This is a genomic window from Nocardiopsis sp. M1B1 (assembly GCF_052466615.1).
Genome location: NZ_CP196194.1, coordinates 531,478 through 550,122, shown reverse-complemented (window position 1 = coordinate 550,122; position 18,645 = coordinate 531,478). Strand labels below are relative to the sequence as shown.

Sequence of the window (18,645 nt, the reverse complement as noted above, 5' to 3'; positions counted from 1 at the left end):
AGGACCGTTCTGCGGTGCCGGACAGGGTTCATGCCAAACTCGAAAGCCACCTCCCTGCGGCACCAAGGGCCAGACCGAGACGTACGGTCGAGCACACCAGCAGCAGGGGGCGGCTCGCATCGAAACCAAGCTCCGCAAGGGTCCCGATGTCAGCCATGGGGCCGCTGGCACCCTCGTCCTCTCTTCCCCTACCTGCGCTGGGCCTGCCGCTCTTCAGGATCTCCGCTCACGAAGAGAGGGGCGAGGAAGTGACCGCCTTGGGGCACGGTTATGGCGATCATCGCAGCGGTCACCTCCTTCGTTGGGCCTTCCCCGTTCTGGACGGGACTCAGGACGGACGGTCGGCTCTGGCCAACATACGACGGCGCCTGAGGGAGACCCATATGGCGAGTACCAGGACCGGCAGCGCGTTCAGCACGGGTCCCAGGAGCGAGAACTCGCCGGGCGGGCTGCGCAGGAGCTCGACGTTGAGCTGCTGGCGGATGGCCAGCAGCCCGAACAGCACGCCACCCACCACCGCGACGATCGGCCACGAACGTAGGCGGATGTTGACCCAGCGGCCTGTCATCATGCCGAACACCAACCTCAGAAGAACGACGACGGCCCCGACGACCAAAGGGATTCCGAGCGGGTTGTACCGCCAGGACTCGGCCAGGTCACCGCTCATCGCCGCCCACACCGAGCGGGTCCCACCGCACAGGGGATCCATGATCCCCAGGTAGTGGAGCGGCCCGTGGATGTCGACCGGCGGAAGCCCGAAGACCGCCATGACCGCACCGAGAACCAGCCCGATCAGCGCCAACCAGGCATACAGCCGATGGTCGTCGTACTCCTCGACCCGGAACTCGAGCGGTCGAAGCCATGCGGGCATATCGCCTCCTTTCGTTGTCCGCGCGTGTTCGGAGATCGCGAAAGCCATCAGATCTCGGTAGTCGCACGGAAGATACGTCTGGGTGACTCGGGTGCACAGGTCCGGAGCAGCCAACGTCCCCGGGGTCACAAAGGTAGGGTGCAGCCGCCTGCCAACCGAGTGAGGGTCATCAGCCCACCTACGGGTAGCAGACCGAGGACGCCCCCACTCGGTGCGACCACCGATGGGCTGAGACGGATCACCTTCCCGGCGTGAGCGTTCACCCGTCCTGGGAACCCACCGCTTCGAAAGTCTGTCCTCCGTCGGAGGACACCACCAGCGTTCCGCCGGCTGCCACCACCACGTGGTCAGCGTCGGCGTGAATCGCCTCAGGCTGTTCTCCGACTGTGCCCAGCGCCTCCCAGTTCCGACCGGTGTCCTCACTCCGGTGCACGGCTCCGCCTGCATCGATGCCGTAGACAGTGTCGGATCCCCGGACCCAGTCAACGAACACCAGTGGCGGAGCTCCGTCGACCTGTGTGAAGGAGCGGCCACCGTCCTCCGAGCGTCGCAGGCCCTGTTGTGTGGTGGCCAGAACGGTCTCCGCGTCCTCGGAGACGGCCAGTCCGATGGCGTTCAGTTCCGGGTCCAGGTCGTACCACTCCTGGCCGTCGTCAGTCGCGCGCAGGGCGCCGTCGAACCCGATCACCGTGTCTTCGGTGGCCGCGAGCGCATGGAAGTCGGACTCCCCGGCTCGCGACAGGGGTTCCCACGTGCGTCCTCCGTCGGTTGACTCGATGAGGCCAACCGGGTTGGGCATGTCTGTGTCGGGGCCGGGGTGGCCGCTGGCCACCAGCCGTCCCTGGCCTGCGTCGCTGAGTCCCATGAAGTCCACCACCGGGCCGACGGACTCGACTTCGCCGTCGTCGCTGACATGGAAGATGCCCTGGTGGGTGCCCAGGATCCAGCCGTCCCCGTTCGAGTTCGCGACGATGCCGTGCACGTGCTGTATTTCGGCAGGCGGGGCGCCCTGCTGTTCGGAGCCGGATGAGGAGTCGGTGCTGTCACCACCGGTGGCGGCGCAAGCGGTGAGCATGGCGAGTGAGGCCAGGAGAGCGAGAGGTCGGAGGACAAAGGCAGGTGTGATCGGCATGAGCGCTGATCTCCTTCGGTGTGAGGGTGGGATGGGCGCACGATGCGCGCCCATCCCCTTCCGCTGTCGGATGATCAGGCGGTGTAGGCGACCACGCCCATCATTCCGGACTCGCCGTGGTAGAGGTTGTGGCAGTGCGTCATCCACAACCCCGGGTTGTCGGCGTCGAAGTCGCAGGTCAGCGTCTGTCCGGGCAGGACGTTCAGGGTGTCCTTGCGGGGTCCGTCCGTTCCGATCTGGACGTGGTGACCGTGCAGGTGCATCGGATGCCACATGTCGGTGGTGTTGGTCAGGACGAGCCGCACCCTCTGCCCGTGGGAGACGGTGAAGGCCGCCGCGGTGGGGTCCTCGTGGTCGTAGGCGCGACCGTTCAGTCCCCAGTCGAAGTCGGCCATCGACCCGGTCAGTCTGATCTCGTGGACGACGTCGGGCTCCGTCACGTCCAGGCGGACGCTTTCCTCGGCGGTCAGGTCGGTGGCCACGAGGACCCGGCCGTCGAGTTCCGCAGGACGCACCTGGGGATCGGCGGCCGAACCCGAGCCGGTCCTGACCAGTGCCAGTCCCGTGGTGTCCTTGCCCTCGGCGAGTGCGACGAACGGGAAGACGCCGTCCGCCAGGGTGACCAGGACGTCGTAGCGCTCTCCCATGCCCATCAGCAGCGCGTCGGCCTCGGTGTGCTCGACCGCGTAGCCGTCGGTGTGGGTGACGGTCATCGTGTGCCCGCCCAGGCAGACCCGGTAGGCGGTGTCGGCCCCGGCGTTGATCAGTCGGATCCGCACCCGGTCGCCCGGTGCGGCCTCGAAGGTGCGTGGATCGTTGGGCGGTCGGCCGCTGACCAGGTGCATCGGATAGTAGACGTCCCCGGCGTCCCCGCCGAGCAGGTCGCTGGTGGCCCCCATCAGGGTCGAGCCCATCCGCATGGGCCCCTTCCCCTCCCCCATGCCGTGACCGCCGTGGTCCATCCCCCCGCGTAGTTCCTCCAGGACCTGGTCCGGGGTGCTCTCGACCCCGTCCAGCCAGTCGTCCAGGACGATGACCCACTCCTGGTCGTAGGCCAGCGGTTCGCGGGGGTCCTCCACGATGATCGGTGCGTACAGGCCCCGGTCGAACTGGGTTCCCACGTGCGGATGGAACCAGTGGGTGCCCGGGTTGGCCGCGACGAACCGGTAGGTGAAGCGTTCGCCGGGCGCGACCGGGCCCTGGGTCAGGTGGGGGACGCCGTCCATGTCGTTGCGCAGGGCCAACCCGTGCCAGTGCACGCTGGTGGGGTCGGGAAGGTTGTTGACCAGGGTGGCGGCCACGGTGTCTCCGGCACCGACCCGCAACTCGGGGCCGGGAAGGCCGTCTCCGTAGCCCCAGGTGCGCACACGGGTTCCGCCCAGGTCGAGTTCGGTCTCAGCGGCGGTGAGCGTGAACTCGCGCTCACGACCGGTGGAAGGCCGCCTGGCCTCGGTCGTGTCGACGATGTCGTCACCGGGACTCACCAGGGAGGAGGCACCGGTGCGGGAGCAGGCTGACAGGAGGACGGCCCCGGACAGGGCGATCCCCCCGCCGACGAGGGTACGGCGGGTGATTTCTGACATGGCTGAACTGTCCTTCGCTCTGCGATGGGGAAAGGGCGTGGGAGTTCCGCCGGGTACTAGATCCGCAGAATCGACAGTTCGGACAGCTGGGGAGGCTGGGGAGGAGGGCTGTGAGCGAGAAGCGGCGGCGGCTGGAGCGGCACGGGGCGCAGCAGTACTCCGCCGACGGAAAGCGGCGCGGGAAGCCCGAGCTCGGTCTTGGCGTTCAGACATCCGGTGTTGGAGGGAACGCAGTCGGAATGCGTGGCATTCGCGTAGTCACCGTGCTCGGCTTCCATACCCCCGAAGGCGTGCCCGGAGGAGCCTCCACCCGAGGAGGCGGTGGCGTGGACGGTGGGGCCGGGTTCTGTCATGGCCTCCTCTACCACCACGCCGTGGTGACTCAGGAAGAGCAGGGCGAGCACCATCGTGGCGAACGGCAGCACCAGGCGCGCAGCAAAGGAGCGGCGCGTCGAGCGTGCCCTCTCCAGCACCGACCACACGCCCCGCGCACGATGAATGCGTCGGCCGGGTCCGAGTGCTCCTGATGTCACGGTATCCACTCTAACTGAGATACGACCACGGGGTATCTCCTCATCATGCCGTCATCGTCTCCGCACGATCCGGTCACGCACCATCGTCGTCACCGCGGCGACCTCCTCAATACGCAGGGAACGACCCACCGACAGGAACAAGGGGATTCCGCACACGCCTCCGACCGCCATCGCGGCCACGGCCGTGACCGTCTCACCAGCGATCCGGTCCTGAGCGAACAGGAGAGCTCCCGCGGCCAGTAGCACGGAAGGGACCGCAGCGATGTGCAGGCGGACTACCGTCCACGTGATTCGACGTCCGTCAATTCCTCCCAGTCTGCGGCCGAGGACAGCACCTCCGATGAGCAGCCCGCACACGTAGGAGAGCATGAACCCGCTCGCGACGCCCATGACGACCTGGTGCGGCGGAAGGATCCAGTAGGAGGCCAGGGCGATCACGGCGTGCACCGCGACGTTGGCGATACTGGTCAGGGCCGGGGTACGTGTGTCCCCGGAGGCGTAGAAGACGCGCAGCATGAGCTGGTAGACGGTGAAGGGAACCAGCCCCAGGGCGAAGACCGTGAGGACATGGCCGATGGCACGGGCGTCCTCGACCGAGGTGTTACCGCGGGCGAACACCAGGACGCACAGGGGAACGGCGTAGACGGCCATCACGAGCGCTATGGGGACGAGCAGGGTCGCCACCGTTCTCAGGCCTCGCGAGAAGTCGTCCCGTACCCTGCTCCACGCGTTGTCGGCGGCATACTCGCTCATTCGCGGCAGTAGAACGGTGATGACCGAAACCGCCAGGATCGCGTAGGGCAACTGGAACAACTGGTAGGCGTAGTTGTAGGCGGTCAGGCCCGCCCCGACCCCCGGCTCACCGGTGGCCGCCGCGACACCCGCCCGGTTGGCGAGGTTGGCGGTGATCAGGAACCCCGTCTGCATGGTGCACACGAGTACGAACATCCAACCGGCCGCGCGCAACGCCTCGCCGAGCCCCGAACCCCTGAGGTCGAGGCGGGGCCTCCACCGGAAACCGGCCGCACGCAGCGCCCACTGCAAGGTGAGGGCCTGAAGCACCATGGCGCCGGTTGTTCCAAGCCCCAGAAGAATGACTTGTGTGTCGGTGACCGTCCCGGCGGTGACTCCCGGTTCCGAGACGAGGAGGAAGGACAGTCCGACACAGATGATGACCACATTGTTGAGCACCGGAGCCCACACGGGCGCGCCGAACCTGCCACGGATGTTGAGTAGGGCGTTGGACACACCGCTCAGTCCGATGAAGAAGATCTGCGCCAGCAAGAAGCGGGCAAGCAGCACCGCGACGTCGAACTGGGCATCGGTGAACTCCCCGGCGTAGAGGCGGATCAGTGGTTCCGCGGCCAGGACCGCCACTGACGCCAGCGCCAGGAGGGCGATAAGAGCCATGGTGAACACGCGCTGCTCAGTGGCATGGCCCCCGTCAGGATCCCGTTTGCGGCGCCTGACCAGGAACGGCACGATGACGCTGGCCATCAGGCCGCCGATGAGCAGGTCGTAGACGATGAAGGGAATCGTGTTGGCTGTGTTGTAGGCGTCTCCCAGAAGTTGGGTTCCCAATGCCGCTGCCAGGACGACCGTGCGCGCGAATCCGGTCACACGAGAGACCGCGGTACCGGCGGCCATGACACTGCTGGACCTCGCCAGATCCGGCTTGTGCGGTTCTGTGGTGGGAGTCGTCACCGATCGGGGTCCTTTGCTCGTCCGCGTGGTAGTCGGTGCGTGTCAGCGGCCGAGGGCCGCATGCCGTGTTCCCGTTCACTCCAGGTCGAGAGTGAAGGGCGTCCACAGCTTGCCGTCCATATCCGCCTGGTTCTCCTGGGACTCCCAGTGCAGGCGTTCGTAGAACTTCTTCGCCGGTTCGTTGTCATAGCTGGTGTACAGCCTGAGTCTCCGGGTTCCGTGGAGTCGTGCGATGGCCGCGAACCGCTCGACCAGAAGGGCTCCCACACCTGCACGGCGTGTGTGCTCCTCCACCACGACATGACTGAGAACCCCGGTACGGAATCGTGCCTCCTGGTCCGTGTTCGTACCGGCGTTGGAACGCCGGATCCCTTTGGCGTAGCGCCGCGCTCGTGTGCGAACGAAACGCATGGTCAACTCTGGCCGCACGAGAAGTGACATCACCCCCGCCCGGGCCAGTCTCCAGCGCTCCAGTTGGAGCATGTGGTGGTGATGCACCACCTCGTCCAAGGAACCGACGAGAAATCCAGCGGGGCTTCCGTCGACCTCGGCGATGAGCGCCACCGCCGCTGGGCTGGTGAGGAAGGTGCGGTAGTAACGCTCAAGGAAGTGGTCACCGAGTTCGACGAAGAACCCCGTGGGCAGGTTGAGTCGGTGCAGGCGGACCGCTACGGGCACATCCCGCAGTTCCATGACGCGCACCGAGACCACGGGCGTCTCCGTAGGTGGCAAGGAGGACATGGCCGCAATCTACTACACTTGTAATAGATGCTGACAAGACCCGCCTCGCACTTCCACCGGAAAACATCGCGGGCGAGGCCACGCAAAAGACTTACTACTAGCGTAGTAGCTTTTCGGTCGGCCTCTCTCCGCAGACGAACGTCCATGAACCCGCGAACACGCCGCCCGCATGGGACACAGGGTGCGGTCAACGACCGCCAACCAGAAGAAAGATCACCTTGGGACGGAACACGCTGACCCTGCGACGCGCCGCGGCCCTGACCGCGATGGCCCTCTCCCTTACCTCCTGTGCCTTCACCGGGCAGGGAGCGCAACAGTCGTCCTCAGACACGGAAGAGGCCGACTCCGTACCGACGCTGCCAGAGGTGTCGGCGTACAGGGTGTCCGAGGACGAGCCCGCTCTCGAAGTGAAGCGCTCCGCGGTCCGCTTCCTCGAAGCCGCGTTCAACTACGGAGCCGAGGGTGGCACCCCCGAAGCAGCCCGCGAACGCCTGACGGCCGCAGGAGTCCCCCACAGCACGGAACAGCTGGACACCCCGCTCCTCTCCACCGACACCGCGGCCGCCACCCAGGTCGTCTACCCGCAACTGGGCGGGCTGACGGACGACGAAGCCTCCGTCATGACCGTGTTGGAGTTCACCACCCTCCGAGGACAGGAGCTGTCCACGCAGGTACGCACGGTCGACGTCCGCCTTGAACAGAAGGGACAGGAGTGGACCGTCACCGAGCTCGCGTCGAGCGGAGGTACACCACCCGAAACCGAGGTCACGCTGTCCGATACGGCCGAACGCGTACTGGCCTCCGACCGGATCCGGCTTCCCGACAGCTCACGGTGGGACATCCTCGCCGGGGACATCGACGACCGGACGCTGGAGATGATGCTCACTCTGTCAGCAGAGCACACGATCTCGGTGGCGGTCCTTTCCACCGGTCACCCGATCAACGTCTTCGACAGCGACTCGGTCAGCAACCACATCCACGGACGAGCGGTGGACATCTGGGCAATCGACGGTGTGTCGGTATCCGACCTGCGTTCGCGGGAGGGGGCCAACCCCGCACGTGCCCTGATGGAGCTCTCGTTGGCCGAAGGCGCCACCGAGGTCGGCGGCCCCTGGGCGCTCTCAACCCCCGCGGGGGCGTCATTCACCGACACCGTGCACCAGGACCATCTGCATATCGGGTTCAAGGAGTAGGGAATCTGCGCGGGCGTCGCCATGGTAAGGGTTCGCGATACGGGTGCTCGTGCGAGTCCACACCGGCTCCGCGCGACAACCCGTTCCCGATCGCTCAGATGAGCAGGAGCGCGAAAAGGTGGTGAAGCTGGACACAACTGGAGGCGATACCGCCCGAGGCGACTCCCGTGCTACTCAGGAGAGCCGGGCCAGCCACACGGCTGTCCGACGGTGCGTCACCGAGCAGAGCCTCCACACGGTGCACCACCTGCGACTGGGCGAAGGCCAGGTGCCAGGTCGAGCGGGGAACGGGAGCGGCCAGAGCCACACGGGCGATGGTACGGGCGACCAGTTCCCGGTCGCCCGTGGCCGCAGCGGCGTCTTCGTCCGCCCAACGCTCCACTGCCAGGCGTAGCGACCTGTGGAGCGAGTTCAACGGAGGGAAGATCGCGGCGGAGAAGGCTCCCAGGACGGTATAGACATGGTGCCTGTGACGCAGATGGGAGTGCTCATGGCGAAAGACCACCTGGAGCTCCTGACGGGACAGCATCCGCATCATGCCCTTGGAGAGCAGGACCCCACCGCGGCGGCCGGGCACGGCCACCGCGACCGGCTGGCTCTGACCCGTGATTGTGGTGGCGTCCCTGCGCACGGCACGCATGTCCCTCCACCACCCGGTGCCCACACGAATGGTTCCGAACAGGCCGACGGCCAGCAGGAGCAGAGCCATGAGACCCACGTTGGTCGGCATCGGCCCATGGTCGAGGAGGAGCCTGCCTCTGCCTGAGGACAGGACCGAGTCGGCGGGCAGCAGCCTCACGATGTACGCCGCCGCCACCAGGAGGGTCGTACTCAGAACGGCCAGTGCCGTGGTCACCGCCGAGATGGCGAGGATGCGTGCCGACCAAGCAGGGTGGACCGGCAGGGGCTTCCATGCGAGGACCAGGCTGAGTGCCGTCAAAAGCACGGCGGGGACAAAGGCCAGCCAACTCACGGCTACTCCTCACGCCGGTCCAGTAACGCACGAAGGGCCTTCTCCTCCGAGGTACTGAGTCCGTGGACGAACTGGTTGAGGACACTTGAGGGGTCGCTGGCCACGCGAAGGTGATCGAACATGCGCTCGGCGACCAGTTCGGACTCGTCAACGAGAAGACGATAGACGAAAGCCCTGCCGCGTTGGGAACGTTCGACCATCTTCTTATCCAGAAGCCGGAACAAGACGGTGTTGACCGTCGTGTAGGCGGGGGTGCCGTCAAGTCTGTCGAGCAGCTCTCCCGTCGAGAGGTAGCCCTCAGCACCCGCCAGTACGGCCAGTACCTCGGCCTCTAGCTGACCAAGTTTCTTTCGTGCCATCTCATCCTCGGGCTTTCCTGGTTCTCGCCTTCGTTCCAGTATCTCCGGTGACGCTCCATCGGCGCGAGAGAGCGTGCGCGCACTGGTGAGAACCACCCAGCAAGGGCGACGCCATATGCTATCCACGCCACCCGAGGGCCCATCGACGCTCGGTGAAAGCAGGCTCAGCGACGAAGGTCTCCGTCGTGTGCCGGACCATGGCTACACCGCCGCGCCATGTGCCACGGAGGGCCCTCCGATCACTGTTAAGAGCCTGGCTCAGTAGACCACCGATTTCGTCCACGCCTGCCGCCGCGGTGAGTGCGGAACTGCCGGAGAAACGAGGATTGATCTCGAACACGCGAGGTGTACCCGAGGAGTCCACACGCATCTGGACGTTGAGGGGGCCGTCGGCGGAGAGCACGTGAGCGGTTCTGACGCACACCTCGGTGACGCCTGGGTGGTGACGGCTGATCGCATAACGCGAAGAACCCTCCTTGAAGACCACCTCCTTGGGTACAACGGCCTGGACGCGACGGTCTCGCCAAAGGACGACGGAGGTGGAGTACTCAGGGCCCTCGACGTACTCCTGCACGATGACACGGCTGAGGTCGTCCCCGCCACGGTCCAGGGTCAGTGCAAGGTCATCCGCATCACGTACGACGAAAACTCCCCTACTCCCGCGGCCCCATCGTGGTTTCACAATGATCGGAAAGTCCAGGCCGTCGTGTCCTCGCGCGGCCAAGCGTGTCTTCGGCACGGGCACACCCGATTCGTACAGAAGCTCCATGAGCGTCAGTTTGTCCAGACAGCAGGCCACGGTCTCCGCCCTGGGCAACAAGACCTGCACGCCGTGGTCGGCCAGAGCCCACACCGTGAGCAGTTCCTCGTCGACCAGCGGTACTACCGCCCGAATTCTCTCCAGGGCGCAAATACGGAGGACCTCGGGGGCGTAGTCGGGGCTGTGCCCGTGGGGAACCACGTATGCCTGGTCCGCCAAGTAGAGGCCGGCTGCCCTACGGTCGATGTCCGCGGCAACCACCCTGTAGCCGGCCTCGCGTAGCCTTAGGATCTTTCCGGGGGTGCCCTCCGCTCCGGCAGCGGTTACCAGGACGCTCACATCGCTGTCTTCCATCGCTCGACCTCCTCCCCGAGTGCCATACCATCAACTTCTACTACATTAGTGATAGATTGGCTCTTTCCTTAGTAGCTGGCCGGACCTGGCCTTTCTCCGTCACCGTGAAGAAAGCTCTTGGGCAGCCGAACTCCTTTGAGCCGCACACGGCCCCAGTCGCAGCGGAGTAAGGTTCACAGCAGAGCGAGGACCGGTCCCGCCGCGAGACCCATCCCGAGGGAGACCGCCGCCGCGGTGACCGCGGTCCCCGCGCTCCACCGGCCCGGAGGACGGTCCCGTTCCGCCTCCGCCCGCGCCTCCCGGCGGAACAGCGGCAGGATCCAGCGCAGGTAGTAGAAGAGGCTGGCGAGGGTGTTGGCGGCGGCCAGCACCATCAGCCAGCCCAGGCCCGCCTCCAGAGCGGCGGTGAACAGGGCGAGCTTGCCGACGAACACCGCCGTGGGCGGTGTGCCCACGAGGCTGAGCAGGCACACGACCAGACTCAGCGCGAGCCAGGGGTGGTCGCGAAAGAGGCCCGTGTGCTCCTCCAGCGTCCGGGCCCGCAGGGCGTGCACGACCGCGAACGCCCCGAGGTTGGCCGCCAGGTAGGCGCCCAGGTAGAACAGCAGCCCCGGCCGGGCCAGCTCCGCGCCCCCGCCGACCGCGGCCACCGCCATCAGCAGGTAGCCGACCTGGCTGATGGTGGAGTAGGCCAACAGGCGCCGCGCGTCCGTCTGGAAGAAGGCGCCCAGGTTGCCCAGGGTCATCGACGCCGCGGACAGGAGCGCGGCCAGCAGCGCCCAGTCCAGCGCGGTCCCGGCCAGGACCTGGTCGCCCAGGCGGTAGAGGGCGACCAGGGCGCCGATCTTGGGAACGGTGGTGACGAAGGCGGCGACCGGCACCGGGGAACCCTCGGTCACGTCGGGTACCCAGAAGTGCAGGGGCACTCCCCCGGCCTTGAACAGCAGCCCCGCCAGCACCGCGACGGTGCCGACGGCCACCAGTGCGCCCGGCGCCCCGGGCAGGGCGGAGGCCAGTCCCGCGTAGCCGGTCGTGCCACCCGCCCCGAGCAGCAGGGTGGCCCCGGTGAGCAGCAGGATCCCCGACAGGGCGCCCAGGAGGAAGAACTTCAGGGCGGCCTCGGTGCCCGCGCCGTCCTTGGCGAAGCCGACCAGCGCGTAGAGCGGGATGCTCGCCAGGAGATAGGCCACGGCGAGCACCAGCAGGTCGTCCGCGCCCGCCAGCGCCACCGTGCCCAGGGCGCCGAGCAGCAGCAGGACGTGGAACTCGGACGCGCGCGGATGGGCGTCGAGGGTGTCCGCGGCCAGCAGGACCGTCGCCAGGACCCCCGCGAACACCGCGACGCGCACCGCGTGTGTGGCGGCGTCCACCGCGTAGCCGCCCCCGTGCGATCCCACCCCGGCCACGGCGAACACGACCGTGACCGCCAACGCGACCAGCAGCGCCGCGACCACCAGCAGGCGGACCCGCCCCTGCCGGTGCCGGGGTGTCCAGCTGCCGAGCAGGAGCGCCCCCACCGCGGCGAGCGCGAGGACTGTTTCGGGCAGCAGGGCGACCAGGTTCATCTCCTCCATACCGCTCACCCGCCCACCAGGGCAGCCAGGGCACGGGCCGCGGGCTCGATCCGGTCGAGCAGGAAGTGCGGCATGAGGCCGATGAGGAGGGACAGCGCCAGGAGCGGCGCGATCGCGGCGGTCTCCCGGGCGGACAGGTCGCCGACCCGGGCCGTGCGCGGCCCCGGACCTCCCAGGAACAGGCGTTGCAGCGCGCGCAGGAACAGGGCGGCCGTGACCAGGATGCCGAGCAGCGCCAGCGCCGTGGGCACCGGGACCGGTCCGAGGCTGCCCGCGAAGATCTGGAACTCGGCGATGAACCCGGACAGGCCCGGCAGACCCAGCGAACCGAAGAACGCGACGGCGGCCAGGGCGGCGAAGCGCGGGGCCCGCGCGGCCAGCCCGCCGTAGGACCCCATGTCGTAGGTGCCGCCCCGGTCGTGGAGCGCGCCGGCCAGCAGGAACAGCGCTCCCGTGAGCAGCCCGTGGCTGACCATCTGCGTGACGGCGCCCGTGATCGCCAGGGACGCCGCGTCGGTCCGCCCGCCCGCCGCGAGCCCGGCCGCGCCCAGCCCCAGGAGGATGTACCCCATGTGGTTGACCGAGGTGTAGGCGACCATGCGCTTGAAGTCGGTCTGGGCGAGCGCGACGAGCGATCCGTACAGGACCGAGACCACTCCGACGACCACGGTGACCATGGCGTACTCGGCCCAGGCCCCCGGCAGGATCGGCATCGCGATGCGCACGAACCCGTAGGTGCCCATCTTCAGCAGGACCCCCGCCAGGATCGCCGACCCGACCGCGGGCGCGTCGGTGTGCGCCGGGGGCAGCCAGGTGTGGAAGGGGACGGTGGGCGTCTTGACGGCCAGGCCGACCCCGATGGCCAGCAGCACCAGCCCGCCCGCGAGTTCCCGGCCCTCCAGGGGCGTCCCCGCGGTCAGCTCCACCATGTCGAAGGTGTGGGGGTCGGCGGCCACGTACAGGCCGATGAACCCCAGCAGTAGCGCCAGCGACCCGAGGAAGGTGTAGAGGAAGAACTGCAACGCCGAGCGGGTCGGCCGCCCGTGCCCCCACCCGGCGATGACGAAGTACATCCCCACGATGGACAGGTCGAAGAAGACGAAGAACAACAGCAGGTCCAGGGCGCTGAACAGGCCCATCGACACCGTCTGGAGGAACAGGAAGAGGACGGCGTGCGCGCGGGCGCGCCGACGCTGGCGCAGGGAGTGGACCGCGCACGCCAGGAAGAGCACCGCCGTCATCGCCAGCAGCGGCAGGGAGAGGCCGTCCACACCCAGGTGGTAGGAGGCCCCGACGCTGGGGATCCACAGCACCCGTTCCTCGTAGGCGAAGTCCCCGATGCCCGATGAGGGCGCGGCGGTCGGGTAGTACGCCCACAGGCCGAGGACGAGCAGCAGGTCCAGCGCCGCCGCCGCGACCCAGGTCCAGGCCACGACCCCGTCACGCGGACGGGGCAGGGCCAGCAGCACCAGGCCGGCGAGCAGGGGCAGGAACACGACGACGGAGAGCACGCCTCACCTCATCAGGACGAAGACGGCGGCCAGGACGACGAGCGCGACGACGGCCTGGACGTAGTACTGGTGGAGCAGCCCGGTCTGGGGGCGCAGGGCCCACGCGGCCAGCGACCGCGCACCCGTCACGATCGCTCCCACCGCGTGGTCCACCGCGGTCTCGACGCGGCTTCGAACCGCCTGGGCCGTGGACACGCCCAGTTCCGCGACGGCGTGCACTCCACCGGCGACCACGCGGTCGTCGAGGGCGGCCAGGTTCCGCGCCAGCGCCATGGTCGGCCGGACGACACCGTTTCTCACCAGGTGTTCCAGCCCGAGCCAGTCACCCAGCCACCGCCCGCCCGGCGGAGCCGCGGCCGTGACCCGTGTGGCACCGCGTGCATACACCCACCACACGCCGACGACCACCGCGGCGCTCAGCAGCCCCGACAGCGCCATCTCACCTCCCGTGGGTTCCGGGCCGCCCGTGGCGCCCAGGAGCATGTGCCACCACCGTGCCAGCGGCGGAAGCGCGAACGCCCCGAGGACCACGGTGGAAACGGCCAGGACGAGCAGGGCGAACCGCTCGGCGGGCGACACCGCCGCGGCGGCGCTGCAGGATCCCTCCGGTCTGTTCTCCTCCCGGGGCCTGCCCTCCTCCTGGGGAGAGTCGACCATCCATACGACGGCCAGCGCCTTCGCGGCGTAGGCCGCGCTGACCGCCGCCGCCACCAGGCCCGCGGCGTACAGCGCGGGTGCGGCTGCCAGCGCCGCCGCCAACACCTCGTCCTTGGCCACCCATATCCCCAGCGGTGGCAGCCCCGCGATGGCCAGCGCCCCCACCGTGAACAGTGCTCCCACCAGCGGTCGGCGCCGCGCCGCTCCCCGCAGCCGCCCCAGGTCCTGTGTTCCCAGTGACGTCAGCCAGGCCCCGGCGCACAGGAACAGCAGGCTCTTGGCCGCGGCGTGCGCGGTGAACTGCAGGGCTCCTCCCGCGATGCCGCCCACACCCGCCGCCAGGACGATGAAACCGACCTGGGAGCAGGTGGAGGCCGCGAGCAGCTGCTTGAGGTCGGACTGGGCCAGGGCGACCGCACCGAGCAGGATCGCGGTGCCCACTCCGATCCAGGCCAGGAGCGGCCCCGCCCATCCGGTGGCCGCGATCGCGGGCGCGATCCGCGTCAGCAGGTAACCACCCGCGGCGACCATCGTGGCCGAGTGGAGAAGGGCCGAGACCGGGGTGGGACCGGCCATCGCGTGTGAGAGCCAGAAGCTGAACGGCAGCTGCGCGGATTTGCCCAGCGCGGCGACGATCACCCCCGCCACCGCCGCGTCCCGCCATCCGCCCTCCAGGGAGGTCAGAGCGGAGAGCTGGAGTGCCTCGGCGCCCCCGGCCAGGGCCGCCCCGGCGGCCAGGTACAGGCCCAGGTCCCCGGCCCGGGTGGTGAGGAAGGCCAGCGTCGCCGAGCGGGCGCGGTCGGCGTCGTGCCACCAGTAGCCGATGAGCGCGTAGGAGAGGGCGCCCATGACCTCCCACGCCGCGAGTAGGACGAACAGGTTGGTGGCGGTCACGGTGACGAGCATCGCCGCGGTGAAGAGCAGCATGAGGCCGAAGAAACGGCCGCGCGCCTCCCGTTCCCCCATCTCGGCGGAGGCGAAGAGCACGACCGCCGCGGCGACGGCGGCCACGGTGACCACCGCGACCGCCGACAACCCGTCCACGGCCAGGCCCGCCGGAACACCCGGAAGCATCGGCACGGACGCAGCCGGGCGGGTCACGGCCGAGACGAGGGCCGCGACCAGGGTCAGGGCCGCGGCGGCGACGGCGCAGGGTGCGGCGACCGCGTCGGAGCGCCGCCCCGCCACGAGCAGGACCGCGCCCACCGCGGAGGGTAGGACCACCAGCGTCACCAGGGCCGCCGTCACCGGTCACCGCCGTCGGAGTCGTCATCCCCATGGTGCCCGTGCCCGCCGGGACTGCCGTGACCGCCGTGGTCACGGTGGTCCTCGTGATCGCCGGGGCCACCATGGTCTCCGTGTCCCCCGTGACCTCCATGGCCCCCGTGGTGCTCGTGGCCGCCAGAGGCGCCGGAACCGCGGTGATCGGCGAGGTCGGCGGCCATGTCCACCATGTCGACGTCGCGTGCGCGAAAGAGCGCGGTGGTGACGGCGAAGCCCATCGCCATCTCCACGGCCATCGCGGTGACCGCGACCAGGACCAGGACCTGTCCGTCGGGCCGCTCGGGCGAGGTGTACAGCCACAGGGCCGCCGCGGCGACGATGACCGCGTTGATCATCAGTTCCAGGCCCATCATCACCATGACGACCGACTGCTGGCTGAGCGCGCCGAACAGCCCCACCGAGAACAGGGCGGCGGCCAGGAGGAGGTAGGTCTCCAGCATCATCGGCCCAGTCCCCCGCCGATCGGGTCGTCGGGGTGCCCTCGCCGCAGGTCGTCGCCGTAGCGGTCGTAGCGGCCCCGGTGGGTGGCGAGCACGGTGGCGGCCACCATGGTCGCGAACAGCACCAGGCCCACGAGCATCATGACCAGCATGTGCCGGCCCATGATCGCCTCACCCAGCGCCAGCGCGGGGTCCGGGGGCGGCGCGCCCTCCCGCCCCGGCCAAGGCACGAACACGGTCCCGGCGGCCAGCAGCAGGAAGACCACGACGGACACGACCAGCGAGCCGACCCTGTTGTGCACCATGGTCATCGGCATCAGCCCGGCCGGGTTCATCATGTACATGATCATGAAGACGGCCATCACCATCATCTCCATGACCATCATGAGGATGACCAGCACGCCCAGGTAGGACAGTCCCAGGAGCAGGATCGCCACCCCGGTCAGGAGGAACGAGGCCAGCAGGGCGAAGGTCGCCCGGGCCATGGAGTCCACGACGAACACCGCGACACCCGACGCGACCGCGCCCACGGCACAGACCGCGAACACCACCGTCTCGACCACCGTCGTCTCCCTCCCTCTCCTAACGCACCAGCACGTACACGGCGACCGCGAGCAGCTGAAGCAGGGTCACCGGGACAAGCACCACCCAGCCCACCTCGGTGAACCGGTCCATCCGCACCGCGGGCAGCCGGTGCCCCAGCCACACCAGAAGCGCGAGGACCCCGGCCGTCTTGACCAGCGTCCACACCCAACCGGGCAGCAGCGGCCCCGCGCCCCCGCCCAGGAAGAGCGGCACCGCCATCGCGGCCACGACGGCGAGGAACATGTACCGGCCCGCGCGCAGGACCAGACGGTCCACACCGGAGAGTTCGGCCGCCACCCCGCCGACCAGGTCCCGACCCACGGGCGTTCCGAAGGGCCCCCAGAAGGCCATGGCCAGCGCCGAGACCAGGTAGACCGCGAAGGCCGCGGGCATCAGCACCGCGAACCAGACCTGTTCCTGGGCGGCGACGATGTCCCCCACACGCAGGGAGCCCGCGCCCAGCGCCGCCGCCGTCAGGGCGAACATGTGCGGCAGCTCGTAGGACAGCCCCTGGACGAGGAACCGGTAACCCCCGACCAGGCCCCAGACCGAGTTGGCCCCCCAACCGAGCATCCACAGCGCGGCCCAGACGACCACCTCCATGGCGTTGAACCACACGACGCCGACGGACAGGTCGCTGACCGCCGTCGACCCGAGCGGGATGACCAGCGCGGCCAGCACGGCGGCCACCGGGACCAGAGCGCCGCCCAGCCGCCACAGAAGCGTGTCCGCGCCGGGGACCGTACGGCGCCGCTGCACCAGCAGACGGGCCGACTCCCGCGCCGGGTCGGCCAGGCCGCCCAGCGGAGCGGTACCGGCGGCCCGCGCGCGGAGCACGGCCGCCCCGGCGGCGGCCCCGTAACCGAGGACGAACAGCAGCGCGGGGACGAGCAGGACGGTCCACAGCGGCGCCACCCCGCTCACGCTCCCGGCTCCGGGGCGTACGCGCCCAGGGCCTCGGTGTCGGGGTCCAGGGAGGCCACAATGAGCCGGACCGCCGCCAGCTCCTGTCCGACCACGAGCGACGGCAGCAGTTCCAGCGCGGCGTGCGCGGTCTTGGTCCTGGGGGGATTCGACGGCGCGCTGTGACCGCCAGACGCTCCGAGCGCGTCCTCCACGGTGTCGAGCCAGCGCGACCACCGGTCGGCGGCGTCGCCGCGCAGCGCCTGCGGAGCCCCGTCCGCGACCCGGCCGAGCCCGTCGGTGGACCAGTGGAGCATCCGGGAGCGTCGCACGCGCCGCAACCAGCGGAGCGCCTCCCGCCGTACGTCCCCGGTCGGTCCGCCTCCCTCCAGGAGTGCGTCGCGCAGCCGACGGCCGGTCACCGCGATGGGCCACCCGCTGACGGCGAGGAACCGCTGTAGGGAGTCCAGGGCGTGGGCCGCCCTGAACGACGCCCGGTCGGGAGGGGAGTCGGCCTCCGAAGGCGGCGAACTCCAGAAGGGAACCGTCGTCGGGGACCCACCGACGATCGACGTCCGCGCCTCCTGGACGACGTCTCCCTGGAGGGTCAGGCGCAGGGACAGTCCGGCGGGCCAGTCGGGCAGCGCCGGGCCCAGGGCGATGTGGAGCTGGTCGAGCTTCAGTCCGTCGCGGTCCTCGCCCCGGTCGGCCATGGGGACTCCGCCCGGCATGGGCATGTCCTCGTCCCCGTCGGATTCCGACTCCGCCTGTTCGCGCGCGGTCCGGTCGCGTTCGTCGGCGTCGCGACGCTGTCGGGTGAGGTCGAGCAGGTCAACGCGCGCCTCGTCCAGCAGCCGTGCGGCGCCGTTGGCCGACTCCGCACGAACGCGAGCGCGGGGGCCGGGTATCTGCCCCCAGACCCGGCCGATCGCCTTGTCCATGTCCGCGTGTTCGGGCCCGCAGACCACCAGGAGGTCGGCCTCGGCCGGGCTCAACGCCTGCTTCCAACCGCGTTCCCGCAGTGTCCGCTCCACCGCGAGCCGTGCGCCCGTCCCTCCGATCGCGGTCACGACGAAGGCGCACGGCACGGCGCGGCGCAGCAGCCAACCGGTCAGGTCCACCGGAACGCCCCCTCGCGCCACGCGTAGACGACCGCGGCGACCAGGACAGCGAGGAAGGCGAACATCTCCACGACGGCGGGCGCGCCCTTGTCCGCCACGACGAGCACCCAGGGGTACATGAAGACCATCTCCATGTCGAAGGCCAGGAAGAGCAGCGTCACCGCGTACCAGCGCACGTGGTACCGCGAGACCGCGTGCTCGGTCACGGCCGCACCCGACAGGAACGGCTCCACCGTCACCGGCGCACGCCGCAGGCCCACTACCGCCGAGAGCGCGTAGAGGCTCAGAACCAGAGCAATCGCGAATCCGGCGAGGGCGAGAGCTGGGCCGAAGGCCTCCATCCGTCCCTCCTGTCCGGTCGACCACC

At 69.2% G+C, this 18,645-nt stretch carries 18 protein-coding genes; 1 reads left to right on the top strand and 17 read right to left on the bottom strand.

Features of this window, described 5'->3' with window-relative positions; translation table 11 throughout:
* Positions 1-328: 328 nt before the first annotated feature.
* From ACSTA4_RS02460 to ACSTA4_RS02435, 6 genes are all read right to left on the bottom strand, one after another.
* Positions 329-871 carry a DUF2752 domain-containing protein gene (locus ACSTA4_RS02460; RefSeq protein ID WP_061082962.1) on the bottom strand — a complete coding sequence of 181 codons (543 nt, stop codon included), beginning with the start codon at positions 869-871 and terminating at the stop codon, positions 329-331.
* A gap of 259 nt (positions 872-1,130) precedes the next feature.
* Entirely contained in the window at positions 1,131-2,003 is an 873-nt protein-coding gene (locus tag ACSTA4_RS02455; protein WP_231972618.1) for a F510_1955 family glycosylhydrolase, read from the bottom strand.
* Between the two features lie 74 nt (positions 2,004-2,077).
* Entirely contained in the window at positions 2,078-3,586 is a 1,509-nt protein-coding gene (locus ACSTA4_RS02450; protein WP_061082964.1) for a multicopper oxidase family protein, read from the bottom strand.
* A gap of 56 nt (positions 3,587-3,642) precedes the next feature.
* Complete coding sequence (locus tag ACSTA4_RS02445; RefSeq protein ID WP_168444028.1) at positions 3,643-4,119, bottom strand: hypothetical protein; 477 nt, start codon at positions 4,117-4,119, stop codon at positions 3,643-3,645.
* A gap of 51 nt (positions 4,120-4,170) precedes the next feature.
* Positions 4,171-5,823: a murein biosynthesis integral membrane protein MurJ gene (gene murJ / locus ACSTA4_RS02440; protein WP_061082966.1), complete on the bottom strand. Its 1,653-nt coding sequence runs from the start codon at positions 5,821-5,823 to the stop codon at positions 4,171-4,173.
* Between the two features lie 75 nt (positions 5,824-5,898).
* The gene (locus ACSTA4_RS02435; protein ID WP_061082967.1) at positions 5,899-6,564 is read right to left on the bottom strand and encodes a GNAT family N-acetyltransferase; all 666 of its coding nucleotides are present in this window, start codon (positions 6,562-6,564) and stop codon (positions 5,899-5,901) included.
* 365 nt (positions 6,565-6,929) lie between these two features.
* On the opposite strand from ACSTA4_RS02435, the gene ACSTA4_RS02430 reads away from it, so the two are divergent.
* Positions 6,930-7,757 (top strand): hypothetical protein, encoded by an 828-nt coding sequence (locus ACSTA4_RS02430; RefSeq protein ID WP_061082968.1) that lies wholly within the window; start codon positions 6,930-6,932, stop codon positions 7,755-7,757.
* A gap of 94 nt (positions 7,758-7,851) precedes the next feature.
* On the opposite strand, the gene ACSTA4_RS02425 is transcribed toward ACSTA4_RS02430, so the two are convergent.
* The 11 genes from ACSTA4_RS02425 to ACSTA4_RS02375 all read right to left on the bottom strand — a co-directional run bounded on the left by ACSTA4_RS02425 (position 7,852) and on the right by ACSTA4_RS02375 (position 18,619).
* A complete protein-coding gene (locus ACSTA4_RS02425; RefSeq protein WP_444962290.1) occupies positions 7,852-8,703 on the bottom strand; it encodes a M56 family metallopeptidase in 852 nt (283 codons plus the stop codon).
* 29 nt (positions 8,704-8,732) lie between these two features.
* Positions 8,733-9,089 (bottom strand): BlaI/MecI/CopY family transcriptional regulator, encoded by a 357-nt coding sequence (locus ACSTA4_RS02420; RefSeq protein ID WP_017563157.1) that lies wholly within the window; start codon positions 9,087-9,089, stop codon positions 8,733-8,735.
* A gap of 118 nt (positions 9,090-9,207) precedes the next feature.
* Entirely contained in the window at positions 9,208-10,203 is a 996-nt protein-coding gene (locus ACSTA4_RS02415) for an ATP-grasp domain-containing protein (RefSeq protein WP_061082970.1), read from the bottom strand.
* A gap of 173 nt (positions 10,204-10,376) precedes the next feature.
* Positions 10,377-11,777, bottom strand: a complete 1,401-nt coding sequence (locus tag ACSTA4_RS02410) for an NADH-quinone oxidoreductase subunit N (RefSeq protein ID WP_061082971.1) — start codon at positions 11,775-11,777, stop codon at positions 10,377-10,379.
* A 5-nt stretch (positions 11,778-11,782) separates the two neighbouring features.
* Positions 11,783-13,288, bottom strand: a complete 1,506-nt coding sequence (locus ACSTA4_RS02405; protein ID WP_061082972.1) for a complex I subunit 4 family protein — start codon at positions 13,286-13,288, stop codon at positions 11,783-11,785.
* Positions 13,289-13,291: 3 nt separating this feature from the next.
* Positions 13,292-15,193, bottom strand: a complete 1,902-nt coding sequence (locus tag ACSTA4_RS02400) for an NADH-quinone oxidoreductase subunit 5 family protein (protein ID WP_061082973.1) — start codon at positions 15,191-15,193, stop codon at positions 13,292-13,294.
* The gene (gene nuoK, locus ACSTA4_RS02395) at positions 15,190-15,672 is read right to left on the bottom strand and encodes an NADH-quinone oxidoreductase subunit NuoK (RefSeq protein ID WP_231972619.1); all 483 of its coding nucleotides are present in this window, start codon (positions 15,670-15,672) and stop codon (positions 15,190-15,192) included. Before nuoK ends, ACSTA4_RS02400 begins: the two co-directional genes overlap by 4 nt.
* A complete protein-coding gene (locus ACSTA4_RS02390; RefSeq protein ID WP_061082974.1) occupies positions 15,669-16,232 on the bottom strand; it encodes an NADH-quinone oxidoreductase subunit J in 564 nt (187 codons plus the stop codon). The genes nuoK and ACSTA4_RS02390 overlap by 4 nt, the downstream gene beginning before the upstream one ends.
* A 19-nt stretch (positions 16,233-16,251) precedes the next feature.
* Positions 16,252-17,178: an NADH-quinone oxidoreductase subunit H gene (locus tag ACSTA4_RS02385; protein ID WP_061082975.1), complete on the bottom strand. Its 927-nt coding sequence runs from the start codon at positions 17,176-17,178 to the stop codon at positions 16,252-16,254.
* Positions 17,175-18,278 carry a hypothetical protein gene (locus ACSTA4_RS02380; protein WP_061082976.1) on the bottom strand — a complete coding sequence of 368 codons (1,104 nt, stop codon included), beginning with the start codon at positions 18,276-18,278 and terminating at the stop codon, positions 17,175-17,177. The genes ACSTA4_RS02385 and ACSTA4_RS02380 overlap by 4 nt, the downstream gene beginning before the upstream one ends.
* A complete protein-coding gene (locus tag ACSTA4_RS02375) occupies positions 18,269-18,619 on the bottom strand; it encodes an NADH-quinone oxidoreductase subunit A (protein WP_061082977.1) in 351 nt (116 codons plus the stop codon). Before ACSTA4_RS02375 ends, ACSTA4_RS02380 begins: the two co-directional genes overlap by 10 nt.
* Positions 18,620-18,645: the final 26 nt, after the last annotated feature.